The following is an 11,455-nucleotide window of genomic DNA, read 5'->3' as shown; positions in this document are numbered from 1 at the left end:
CAATACCGTGAAACTGTGGGATGTTTTGAGCGGCAAGTGTCTGAAAACCAGTTACCATTTGCCAGACGGCAATGCTGCTACGCTGGATGAGAAAACCGGGCGGATTGTGTATGGCTCGGCAGAAGCATGGCGGTGGCTGCGTTACCGCGAAGTATTGGATTCCGGTGAAACCATCCTCCACCCTGCCGAAATCTTCGGCTCCTTACCCGATTCAGACAATAAGAAGCACGAGAGCTGACTGTAATTCTGGCACAATCGCTGCGCGGAATTCCTGATAGGAACTGTAATTGCGCTGTACTTTGGCCACCATTGCTCTTCGCCCCCAATCCAGCACTTGAATGTATTTGAGAAAATTATTGAGGTTGTCGCGGTTACGTTGCTGGTGCTGTGAACGGCAAATGCCGTATTCCAGTTCATACAACACGAATCAAAGGGGTCAGACTCGATTGATTTGATCCCATTCTCCGCTCAAATCGCATACTGGATATTAAAAATGCCGATGCCTTAGCTGCTCTGCACTGCTGAACGTGTAGGGTGTGCCTTTGTCTACAGGTGTTTGGTGGAGATAGTCATACGTCACGTATCCGACCTTATTGAGCGTGCGGGTGGCCGTTGTGAGTTTGGTGGGAAGCCGAAGCCAACGGGGAAACCCAAACAGCGTGGTGGTAGATAGCCGCAAACCAACAAGCGTAGTATCTAACCCAGACACATCCAAGGTTTGTACAAGGATTTGTCTGGGTGAATCTACAGAATCTACAGCTTCGACATCCAATGCTCATGAAATTGAGCTTCCGGCAACTGCCAAACCTGTGCGTGCAACTGGCACAACATATCAGAATCTTCCAAAATCACCAGCCGCTCACTGTTAGAAATCGACCCAGGGCCTTTTTCCAACAAACGTTTGACCAGTTCTTCGCGTTGCTGACGTGTGCCCTCCGGCACATTGGAGCGTTGCGGGATGTAAGTCATGTGCTGACGGAAAGCAAGCGGATCAACCAATACGCGTATAAACAGGTCGCGGGTAGACATGCACGGGTTCGCCAGCATTTGGGCGTAGTTCTTTTCAAACGCTTGCAGAATAAAGTCAGGCGCAACTTCATCCGGGGTACGGAACAGGTTGAGCTTTAAACTGGTCTGCAAACTAGTCAACATTCCCATGGGTACAGATAGCACCAGCCCAGCGATCACAGGTGACATCCACCAAAACGTCACCGGATTGAAGGTCAGCAACACCAACCCCCAAATAGCACCCGTCAAGCTGACCCAGCGGTATTCCTGCACAGCATCCTCCCACGCCAAGCCACCGCCAGTACGCTGCTGAGTTCCCCACACAGCGCGTTTACCTTGCAGAATTTGCACCACGAATTTGCTGTAATACATCATGCGTACTGGAGCCGTCAGCATAGAGAGGAAGGTTTCCATCAGAATGCTACCGCTTAACCCCAGTATTCCACCAAAACGTTTCACCGTGCCTTTGCGAATGGCTTGTGCTATCCCAAAGGTTTTGTAGAAAAACAGTAGGATCAAAGTCAGGCTTAATAACGCAGTATTACCCGCTGTCAGGGGAATCAGCGTCAGTGTAGGGTAAAACACGGCAATGGCCGTGAGCACAACAAGCCAGCCTAGCCAGATCAAGGAACTGATGTAGGACATAATCCCACCCAGTAGCAAAAAGCGATGCAAGTTAGGGATACCATGCGCCCAAATGATCAGCCAGTGTTGCAAGTTGCCTTGACACCAGCGACGGTCGCGCTTAAGCGAGTCCGTTAGGGTTGGCGGTGGGCGTTCGAAACTACCCTCCATGTCATAAGCAAGCCACGTTTCCCAGCCTGCACGGCTTAGTAAGGCTGCCTCGACAAAATCGTGGCTGAGAATTTCGCCGCCCAACGCGCCGCCTTCGGGAAGCTTGGGTAAGTGGCAGTGCCCCATGAAAGCTTGGGTTCGGATAATGACATTGTGCCCCCAGTATTGGCTCTCACCCAACCACCACCAATGCAATCCAGCAAAGAAAATGGGGCCGTAGATACGGTTAACAAATTGTTGGCCACGCGCATACAGCGTATCTAAGCCAATGGTATACAAAGGCGTCTGAATCAAGCCAACACGTTCGTTACGATCCATCGCATCAACGAGGCGCACCAGCGCATCGCCGGTCATCAGGCTGTCAGCATCCAGCACCACCATATAGGGGTGGCGTTTGCCCCAGCGACGGCAAAAATCCATGACATTGCCGCTTTTCTTTTTGGTGCGATGTTTGCGGCGGCGGTAGTGAATGCGATCAGTAGAACCAACCGTGCGACACAACGCTGACCACGCTGCTTCCTCACGCAGCCAGTTACTGGCGTCGTCTGAATCGGAGAGGATGTAAAACTCGAAATGTTGCAGTTGCCCTGTCTGCTCCAGCGACTGATAAATGCTTTGCAACCCGGCGTAAACGTAGGCGATATCTTCGTTGTAGATCGGTAGCAAGATTGCCGTGGTTTCCCGCGTTTGCAATTGAGGCAAGGGCGAGCTGGGCGCACTGGCAATCCGGTTTTGCCCTCCGAAATTCAATACCCACAGACCCGCGATAGCCGTCATAAACCCTAAGGCGAGCCACAAAAAGAGCACAGCAAAAGGAAATAACACCAATATTTGCCAGATAAGCGCCAGCTCACTGGGGAGGTTACTGCCCAGCCAGAAGGTTGCTAATCCGGTCAAAAGGCCAATCGCGGAAAAGAAGGCCACCCGTCTCCGCTTGGCAGTTGCCTGCCAAGGGATTTGCTCGTTGTGCTGGCTCATTTAATACCGAGACGTTGACGCGATGTTGGTAGCAAAGTAATCGCCTGTAGAGGCGCTACCCGAATGCTACTACGTTCGAACCGTGGCCCAGTTTGAGTACGGTCAGCTTTGGCATCCTGCTCATCAAGGGGGTGCGTCTTGGCTGATTTCTCTTCAGTGACTTGCAGCAGTGCCAATTCTTTCTGCGCAGTACTAATGAACAACTGGATAAGCTCTTGTTCACTAAATAACCCAGCACGTGCCAACTTATGGGTAATGCGCGTCAACAAATGTTCACGTTCGGCTTCAGGCAAACGATGCAGTTTTAGATAGTCGTTGGCACGCTTTTTTGCCAGTATCCACGTATCAGTGGAGGCTTTCACCTCTGATGCATCAGCGCTGAATGGGGTATGTGCTAGTTGTTCATTCATGTGTATCAATCCTCGTGAGGGTTGTTAACGTCAATATGTTTTGTTGTTGTTATTGATCTGTTCAAGGTCAAGGTACATTGCACAATGACTCAGGAATAGGGTAAGACCACGTTTCACTTACAGGGTTTCCTCCGCTTGTCAGGCGAATGGTTACCGTCATGGGTTTGTCACACGTTTCCGGGAACACGGCGGCAATCACCCGCCACCCTTGTACATAAGGATTTTCTTGAACCACGGCAGGTTTGGTCTGACCCATACCGTTGAATATTACCTCTGCTACTGGGGGGCTTGCTAATTTTGGTAAGTTGTTGAAATCGACAACAAATCGAATACGTCCTTTATGACCTGGCAAAGCATCCACCGCTTTATTGGTAGCGCGAGTGGCAACCACTTTACCTAAGGTATGCGCTGGCGGATCATCTGAACGCCACGACAAACGGTAGCTAAAATGTTGCAAAGCTTGCCCTGCATCACTTTTCCAGTATGCCACGATATTGTCGACAATGTCAGAATCGGTGTGCAGACGCAGCAATTGGACACTGCCTTTGCCCCACTCATCTAACGGCTCAACCCATACACTTGGGCGTGCATGATACCATGCTTCTAGATCCTGATAATGGTCGAAGTTGCGATCACGTTGCATCAGGCCAAAACCTGAAAGCTTATCGATTGGAGTGGATTGAAACTTGAAATACGGCACTTCCAGCAGTGGCTGCCATGTCCATTCCTTACCTTGTTGGATCATCAAACCATCAGAATCATGCACTTCTGGGCGATAATCACCGTAATGTTGCTGAGAGTTTTCACCGTGAAAAAACATGCTGGTTAAGGGCGCTATGCCAATCTCACTCATATCCTTACGTGGGTATAGTTGAGTTTCAAGTTCCATCACCGTGGTTTTGTCGGGCGTTAGTACAAAACGAGTTGCACCGGTGGTAGAAGGTGAATCTAGCAGCGCACAGAATACGAGTTGCTTGGCCTGTTGAGTGGGCTTTTCTAGCCAGAACTTCGTGTAATCAGGGAATTCTTCCTGCCCTTCCAAGGAGGTGTTGAGCGCCAGTCCGCGTGCGGACAAGCCATAACGTTGGTCTCGACCGAGGGCGCGGAAGTAACTAGCGCCTTGGAAGGCGACGGTTTCTGTGTGCATATCCCCCGCATTGGTTTTACCCATTTTGGAGAGGATGCGGAAACCAGTGAAGCCCATTTTGGCTTCATCTTGCTCTATATTGAGCTGTTTGACTTGCGAATAATCAAAATAGCCACTGGAAAACTTGATAGGATGAGCCGCACCTTTTTCCCATGAAAATAATTCAATTGGACGGATAAAATGCATACCGGGATGCATAAACTCCAGTTGAAAGGGTAAGTCTTCATCCCGCCAAAAGGTCTTTTTTTGCTGGAATTGAATCCGGTGGTAGTAATCGTAAGTGATTCGACCCGTATCGACCTGCATCATGGGTGTTTGCACGAAGGGCTGATGCGAGAGTTGCTCCGCTACTTGTTTGGCGTGCACAAAACAGCCATCGTCAGCACGCGCAGATAAGCTTGCCAAGGGTAGCAAGACAACAAAAAGAAGCCAAACAAGGAAGTTGAGTTTCATGATGGGGGGATACCGGAGGATGCTATCTGCTGAGTGGACTGCCAAGAGTAATCAAGGGACTTGGGAGAGAAATTCTAGAGTAGAATACCCGTTGCGTCCAGCGCTATATTGTTGGAATATCCGGTACTTAATCGAATCGCTCCATTCAAAACGACCAGCCGTCCGCAAGCTGAGGATATAGCATTACATGAACCGTGATATTTCGCTGGATATACTGAGAGGTTTAATGTTGATCATTATGGCCTCTGACCATTTTGGTGAACCGGTTTTCCAGCATCTGTATGAGTTTTCCGGGTATGTGAGTGCGGCTGAAGGCTTTGTATTTCTCTCAGGAATGCTCGTAGCATTGGTCTATAGCCGTTACTATGCTGCTGGGGGATTAGTATTAGAAAAGCGCGTCTGGCAGCGGGCTGGCACTATTTATTTTTACCATTTTCTTGTTTTACTGGCCGTGTTTGTGTTCACCGTGGCGACAAAATTGTCAGGCGCATATTGGTTAAGTTTTGCCAATGAAATGCAGGCAGAACCCACCAGAGGTTTGCTATCAGGCCTATTGTTGGTGTATCAACCCCCGATGCTAGATGTCTTGCCCATGTATGTTGCTTTTATGTTAGCAGCACCCTTCGCCTTACGCCTCATGTTGCAATACCAACTGATTGGGGTAGCGATGGTGTTACTGGGAAGTGGTAGTTTTTGGTTAGCTGCCCAATATGGCTGGGGGCGTGAGGTGCTCACGTTGTTGCCGACATTTATTCTGGTCAGGGTCGGCGCATTTGACTTCATGGCGTGGCAATTGATTTTTGTATTGGGCATGGTGCTGGGCTATCTCCGTTTTCATCACAAACATACGGGTAATGTTACATGGCTGCGGGTCACGGGTGGGTTGTGGATAACAAGCGTTACGCTGGCGGTGGCATTATATTTACAACGTCATGGTCATATACCCAGCAGTATGTCACCTATTGCGGCATGGTTTCAGGAATACCGTCACATTGCGCGGGACAACATGGCGTGGTTACGACTGATAAATTTCCTGACGTTTGTGGTGATGATCGCAGGACTAATCAGCCTGCACCAACGTTATAACGTGTTTAAACTCCTAGCATTACCGGGGCGTTGGTTAGCTTTTTTGGGACAGCACTCCTTACAGGTATTTGCGTACCATTTAGTCGTGCTGTATTGCTACATTCCGTTTCGGTGGGGTGCTTGGGCGTTGACGGATAATCAGAAATGGGTGGCTCTGGTGTTTTTCATTGCCAGCTTAAGCCTGCCTGCGCTGTGGCATAAAGCCTATTTACAGCGCAAGAAACAGGCAAAAACTCAGAATTTAAAGCCTTTGTGTAAAGCTACGATGCCACCGGTCATATTGGTATAGGTAACGCGCTCGAATCCGGCCGCTTCCATCATGCCCTTGAGGGTAACCTGATCCGGGTGCATACGGATGGATTCTGCCAGATAACGGTAACTTTCAGCATCGTTGGCAATCAATTTACCCATCATTGGCAAGAATTTAAACGAATACTGATCATAAAGTGGCGACAAACCAGGAAGTACGGGCTTGGAAAACTCCAGCACCAACAAGCGCCCACCCGGTTTTAACACGCGGTACATGGAGCGCAACGCCTTATCTTTATCCGTCACATTACGTAGCCCAAACGCCATGGTAATAATATCGAAATGGTTATCAGCAAAGGGTAAGCATTCGGCGTTTGCCTGCACATAACGCACATTGCCACCAATCCCCATGTCTATCAGACGTTCACGCCCGTTTTCCAGCATGGAAGCATTGATGTCGGACAGGATTACTTCACCATCCTCCCCAACGATCCGCGCAAACTTAGAGGCCAGATCCCCCGTGCCGCCAGCCAGATCCAGTACGCGGTTACCACGCTTCGCCCCCGCCGCATCAATCGTGTAACGTTTCCATAGCCGATGGACGCCGAATGACATTACGTCGTTCATTACGTCGTACTTATCGGCTACTGAATGAAATACCCCGGCAACCCGACTAGCTTTCTCTTCAACGGGTACTTGTTGAAAACCGAAATGGGTCGTTTGTTCCTGTTCTGCCATGCGACATGCTTCCGTGTGATTCAAGATGACTTAATTCTTTAGGCATTGTAACAGGCAAACGCCATTTCTTCATGGAGTCAGATGATGAAAAAGTTAATAGCAGGTTTAGGATTGACAGTGTTAGCGGTTCCAACCGCTCAAGCATGGACGGGTAGTATTGAAGATATGCGCACCATGAAAGCCAACGAAAGCAGGCCAATTGTGCGCATTCAGCGTTACCACGTTGAAACAACAACCACTTGTGGGCAGCAATGCCCGGTGAACTATCAGCACGGTGGGCATCGTGCTCATCAGGCCGCTAATCAAGCGAGTGGCTGGCAACGTTCTGCGCGGGTCGTGCCGCACAGCTTCCAGCGGCGAGCACCGGTCAAACGCACGCCGTTAGCTCATGCGCCAGTGCGCCCAGTACAAATGTATGCTTATTACGTACCGCAACGCCATACAGTGGCACAGCATCCGCCGCGCATTCACCGTATCGTAGGACAAGCGCCGCCGATGTGTCGTTATATCCGCTAACCGCCAGCCTTAGTTGGGCATGAAGATAGGCGTCATCCACGCCAGTATCTCGGTGCGCCAGATAACAGCCACAAAGCCTGCCATTGCCAGCCATGGGCCGAAGGGCATTGGTAGGCTTTCGCGGTTACGCTTGACTAACATCCACACGATGCCAAACACGGCGCCAAACGCGGATGAGGCGAAAATGATAAACGGTAATATCTGCCAGCCCCCCCATGCACCGAGCGCTGCGAGCAATTTGAAGTCACCATAACCCATGCCCTCCTTCCCAGTAATGAGGCGGAACAAATGGAATACCGACCACAACGACAAATACCCAAAGGCAGCACCCAATACCGCATCAGGTAATGGCACGATCATGCCGTTCAGATTGAGCAGCAAGCCTGCCCATAACAGCGGATAAGTGAGAATGTCAGGTAACAACATGGTTTTGGCATCGATCATGAACAGCGCAACCAATACCCACGTAAAACCCAATAAAGCCAGCAATTCAATACCAAAGCCTACCTGCACTGCCATCAACATGGAAAGTATCGCCGTCGCTAATTCCACCAGTGGGTATTGGATAGAAATAGGCGTTTTACAACCGCGACACTTCCCCCTCAGGAACAAGTAACTCAGCACGGGGATATTCTCCACCGCTGTAATCTTATGACCGCAAGTAGGACACTGCGAACGCGGCACCACTAGATTAAACTCTCCGGTATCCTCACCCGCTTGTTTTTCTAACCATTCATTGCAATCACGTTTCCACTGGCGCTCTAGGATGATGGGCAGTCGATAAATAACCACATTCAGGAAACTACCCACCAGCAATGAAAATAACCCAACCACGCTCACTAACCAGACTTGGCTGGTGCTGAGTAAATAAATAAGTTCCATGTGTAGTGCTTTCCTAAACGACTGATCCAAGTTTAAAGATGGGCAAGTACATGGCAATAACCAAACTACCGACGATACCACCCAATACCGCCATGATCAGCGGTTCAATTTGTTTAGCAAGGGTATCCACCAAGGCGTCTACCTGTGCTTCGTAATAATCGGCGACTTTCGCCAGCATTTCTTCCAGTCGCCCAGATTCTTCACCGATACGAGTCATTTGTACCATCATATTAGGGAATAATTGTGTGGTCATCATCGCGGTATTGAGCTGTACACCGCGTGCCGTATCGTCCTGAATGCGACGCGAAGCCTCCTCATACAGCGCATTACCGGTTGCGCCTGCTACGGAATCCATCGCCTCGACCAAGGGGACACCAGCAGCAAACATGGTGGCAAGTGTGCGAGCAAAACGGGCAACAGCCGACAGATTCAGGATATTACCCATGATCGGTATCTTTAACGAGGCTTTATCCACAAAACGATCGAAGGCAGGAGAACGCTGCCTTGCCTGAGTAAAGCTAAATCCGATGGCAACAAAGACCAAAATTGGCATCCACCAATTAGCGACTAACCAGTCTGAAAAGGAAATCACCAATAAGGTAAAGGCAGGCAAGTCCGCGCCAAAACTGCTAAACACTTCCTTAAACTGCGGAATAACCCAGATTAACAGGATGGCCGACACCACCACTGCGGCAACAACAACGATAATCGGGTAGGTCATCGCACTTTTGACCTTAGCTTTGAGCGCTTCACTTTTTTCTTTATAACTGGCTACTTTTTCAAGCATCGTTTCCAACGTACCCGCTTGCTCACCAGCCTTAACGAGATTGACGAATAACTTATCGAAATATTTGGGATGGCGTGCTAAGGCACTACCGAGGCTAGCCCCTCCCTCAATATCCGCCGTCAATTTCTTGATTAAGTCACGCACCGACACATTATCCCCGCCTGATGCCATCAGCTCAAGTGACTGCACCATTGGAACACCTGAGCGCATCATGGTCGTCAGCTGGCGGGCAAACTGGGCAATATCTGCTGGTTTAATAGCAGGCTTGAACAGGGGTCTCGCTTTTTTATAGATACGCCCTGGATTAATACCTTTGCGCCGCAGTTCAGCACGTAACCAGTTGGGGTTAACCGCTTGGGTTTCCCCACGCATCTTCACACCATTACGGTTGACGCCTTCCCAGCTGTAAACAGCTTGGGATGCACTGGGCGATGCTTTCGCCTGTGTTGATTTTTTCAAGGTTTTGCTTTGCATGTCGAGGACTCTGCGTTATTTTTATAATAGTTGAAAAGTCTAACACAGGATCATGTTAGTAGGACTCTCCTGTGGACAGCCGGTTATTCACCCTAATTCTAAAGCACTTTAGTCGGACGTAACACGCTCCAATTCGGCCAGCGAGGTAATACCTTGGCGAACCTTATTTAGGGCAGAACGACGCAAATCCAGAATACCTTCTTTGAGTGATTGTTCCGCAATCTCCATGGAGTTACTGCCATTCATGATCATCCGTCCCATATCACCTGAAATCGGCATGACTTGATAAATACCGACCCGCCCCTTGTAACCACGTGAACATTCTGCACAACCCACCGGCTCATAAAGCTTGAGTGAAGCCAGCTCTTCTTGTTTGAATCCCATTTGCAACAACACCTCATGGGGTACATCAGAAGGTTGCTTGCACTTTTCACACAAACGCCGCGCCAGACGTTGAGCAATAATCAGGTGTACTGAAGAGGCGATATTGAAGGGCGGCACGCCCATGTTCATCAAACGTGTCAGCGTTTCTGGAGCGCTATTGGTGTGTAATGTGGATAAGACTAAGTGACCTGTTTGTGCTGCCTTTATGGAAATTTCAGCGGTTTCTAGGTCACGGATCTCCCCCACCATGATGATATCCGGGTCTTGCCGCAGGAAGGAACGCAACGCTTCCGCAAACGTCAGGCCAACTTTCGCATTCACATTGACTTGGTTAACGCCCGGCATATTGATTTCAGCCGGATCCTCGGCAGTAGAAATGTTTTTCTCTGGGGTATTGAGAATGCCCAAACCTGTATACAAGGTAACGGTTTTACCACTACCTGTCGGGCCTGTTACCAGAATCATGCCATCCGGTTTTTCCAGTGCCTTCATGAAATCATGCTGTTGTTTGGGGTCAAACCCCAGTTTTTCCACGCCCAAAGTCGCATTGGAGGAATCGAGTATCCGCATGACCACCTTTTCACCGAAGAGTGTGGGCAGTGTATTAACACGGAAATCGATTTTTTTCTGATCATTCACCGTAAAACGGATACGTCCGTCTTGTGGTACACGTCGTTCGGAAATATTCATCCGTGCCAATACTTTGATGCGCGAAATCAGTTGTTGCGCTGAGTCATTGGGTGGGTTTGCAACCACTTGCAGAATGCCGTCGATTCGGTAACGGATACGCATGTTTTTTTCGAAAATTTCGATGTGGATATCCGATGCTTTAGACTGAATACCGTGTGCAAGCAATTTATCGACAAATTCAATGATGGCGGGGTCTTCATCATCCTTGGTTTTGAGATCGCGAACATCGAGCAAAATTTCTTTAGCAGAAGCGGCGGGCGCAGCTGACGCTGTCGATTTCCCACCAGGTACCGGAGCACTCGCGTGCCCCATCATCCCATCGTCAATGCGTAGAAAACGTTGCAGCTTGTCAAATTCCACAAACACTGGCTCAGGAATCAGCCCTGTGGCAAATTTAACATCATCTAAATTGGTCAGATACGTTGGATCAGCTAAACCCACGATTAGGTTTTTGCCGCGTTGCACCAAGGGGATCAGATTGAGTTTTCGCATCTGATCTTGACTGAGCAGAATCGACACGGGTGCTGGAATATTGATTTGATCGAGGTCGATCATGCTTAGCCCATATTCTAGGCTAGCAGCATAGGCGACATCTTTGGTAGAAACGATACGCGAGCGAATAAGCCACTCGACTAGCGACACTTTTTCCGAGCGTGCTTTCTGCACAGCTTGGGCTGCCAGATCTTTGTCGAGCAAGTCTTGCACGACTAATTGTCTGGCGAGTCCCGGCAAAGGAATGGAAGATGTCATAGGAATCATGGGTCAGCTTTATTGTATCGTTATTAAACCTGTGATCAGTATGATAGCGCGTCGAAAGCGTCTATAGAATGAATTTATTCCATAGACGGCTAATTCGAC

11 protein-coding genes are annotated in these 11,455 nt (G+C 49.3%); 3 read left to right on the top strand and 8 right to left on the bottom strand.

Annotation, left to right across the window (positions count from 1 at the left end; all coding sequences use genetic code 11):
• On the top strand, positions 1 to 238 hold a 238-nt coding region (locus Q394_RS0118250; protein WP_169735917.1), incomplete at its 5' end, for a hypothetical protein.
• Here the strand turns inward: Q394_RS0118250 and Q394_RS22545 are convergent.
• From Q394_RS22545 to Q394_RS21105, 4 genes are all read right to left on the bottom strand, one after another.
• Positions 212 to 424, bottom strand: a complete 213-nt coding sequence (locus Q394_RS22545) for a PIN domain-containing protein (protein ID WP_156946925.1) — start codon at positions 422 to 424, stop codon at positions 212 to 214. The genes Q394_RS0118250 and Q394_RS22545 overlap by 27 nt on opposite strands.
• Positions 425 to 753: 329 nt before the next feature.
• The gene (gene mdoH / locus Q394_RS0118245; protein WP_028490514.1) at positions 754 to 2,781 is read right to left on the bottom strand and encodes a glucans biosynthesis glucosyltransferase MdoH; all 2,028 of its coding nucleotides are present in this window, start codon (positions 2,779 to 2,781) and stop codon (positions 754 to 756) included.
• Complete coding sequence (locus Q394_RS0118240; RefSeq protein ID WP_028490513.1) at positions 2,778 to 3,191, bottom strand: hypothetical protein; 414 nt, start codon at positions 3,189 to 3,191, stop codon at positions 2,778 to 2,780. Before Q394_RS0118240 ends, mdoH begins: the two co-directional genes overlap by 4 nt.
• A gap of 67 nt (positions 3,192 to 3,258) precedes the next feature.
• Positions 3,259 to 4,791, bottom strand: coding sequence for an OpgD/OpgG family glucan biosynthesis protein (locus Q394_RS21105; protein ID WP_051543552.1), 1,533 nt, complete (start codon positions 4,789 to 4,791; stop codon positions 3,259 to 3,261).
• A 187-nt stretch (positions 4,792 to 4,978) separates the two neighbouring features.
• On the opposite strand from Q394_RS21105, the gene opgC reads away from it, so the two are divergent.
• Positions 4,979 to 6,166, top strand: coding sequence for an OpgC domain-containing protein (gene opgC / locus Q394_RS0118230; protein WP_028490512.1), 1,188 nt, complete (start codon positions 4,979 to 4,981; stop codon positions 6,164 to 6,166).
• Here opgC and ubiE read toward each other — a convergent pair.
• A complete protein-coding gene (gene ubiE, locus Q394_RS0118225) occupies positions 6,112 to 6,864 on the bottom strand; it encodes a bifunctional demethylmenaquinone methyltransferase/2-methoxy-6-polyprenyl-1,4-benzoquinol methylase UbiE (RefSeq protein WP_028490511.1) in 753 nt (250 codons plus the stop codon). The genes opgC and ubiE overlap by 55 nt on opposite strands.
• Before the next feature lie 84 nt (positions 6,865 to 6,948).
• On the opposite strand from ubiE, the gene Q394_RS0118220 reads away from it, so the two are divergent.
• Positions 6,949 to 7,380 carry a hypothetical protein gene (locus Q394_RS0118220; protein ID WP_028490510.1) on the top strand — a complete coding sequence of 144 codons (432 nt, stop codon included), beginning with the start codon at positions 6,949 to 6,951 and terminating at the stop codon, positions 7,378 to 7,380.
• A 9-nt stretch (positions 7,381 to 7,389) separates the two neighbouring features.
• Here the strand turns inward: Q394_RS0118220 and Q394_RS0118215 are convergent, their stop codons facing one another.
• From Q394_RS0118215 to pilB, 3 genes are all read right to left on the bottom strand, one after another.
• A complete protein-coding gene (locus tag Q394_RS0118215; protein ID WP_028490509.1) occupies positions 7,390 to 8,262 on the bottom strand; it encodes a prepilin peptidase in 873 nt (290 codons plus the stop codon).
• A gap of 13 nt (positions 8,263 to 8,275) precedes the next feature.
• A complete protein-coding gene (locus Q394_RS0118210; protein ID WP_051543551.1) occupies positions 8,276 to 9,523 on the bottom strand; it encodes a type II secretion system F family protein in 1,248 nt (415 codons plus the stop codon).
• A gap of 108 nt (positions 9,524 to 9,631) precedes the next feature.
• Positions 9,632 to 11,356 (bottom strand): type IV-A pilus assembly ATPase PilB, encoded by a 1,725-nt coding sequence (gene pilB / locus Q394_RS0118205; protein WP_028490507.1) that lies wholly within the window; start codon positions 11,354 to 11,356, stop codon positions 9,632 to 9,634.
• Positions 11,357 to 11,455 lie beyond the last annotated feature (99 nt).

This window comes from Thiothrix lacustris DSM 21227 (genome assembly GCF_000621325.1).
Taxonomy (GTDB): Bacteria; Pseudomonadota; Gammaproteobacteria; order Thiotrichales; family Thiotrichaceae; genus Thiothrix; species Thiothrix lacustris.
The sequence above is the reverse complement of the archived record's forward strand: the minus strand, read 5'-3'. Positions and strand labels throughout refer to the sequence as shown.

What these genes read in the sequence shown, in the direction of transcription:
- Q394_RS0118215 (WP_028490509.1), bottom strand. Translation starts at nt 8,262, where the DNA reads ATGGAACTTATTTATTTACTCAGCACCAGCCAAGTCTGGTTAGTGAGC.
- mdoH (WP_028490514.1), bottom strand. Translation starts at nt 2,781, where the DNA reads ATGAGCCAGCACAACGAGCAAATCCCTTGGCAGGCAACTGCCAAGCGG.
- Q394_RS0118240 (WP_028490513.1), bottom strand. Translation starts at nt 3,191, where the DNA reads ATGAATGAACAACTAGCACATACCCCATTCAGCGCTGATGCATCAGAG.
- pilB (WP_028490507.1), bottom strand. Translation starts at nt 11,356, where the DNA reads ATGATTCCTATGACATCTTCCATTCCTTTGCCGGGACTCGCCAGACAA.
- Q394_RS21105 (WP_051543552.1), bottom strand. Translation starts at nt 4,791, where the DNA reads ATGAAACTCAACTTCCTTGTTTGGCTTCTTTTTGTTGTCTTGCTACCC.
- ubiE (WP_028490511.1), bottom strand. Translation starts at nt 6,864, where the DNA reads ATGGCAGAACAGGAACAAACGACCCATTTCGGTTTTCAACAAGTACCC.
- Q394_RS0118210 (WP_051543551.1), bottom strand. Translation starts at nt 9,523, where the DNA reads ATGCAAAGCAAAACCTTGAAAAAATCAACACAGGCGAAAGCATCGCCC.
- Q394_RS0118220 (WP_028490510.1), top strand. Translation starts at nt 6,949, where the DNA reads ATGAAAAAGTTAATAGCAGGTTTAGGATTGACAGTGTTAGCGGTTCCA.
- opgC (WP_028490512.1), top strand. Translation starts at nt 4,979, where the DNA reads ATGAACCGTGATATTTCGCTGGATATACTGAGAGGTTTAATGTTGATC.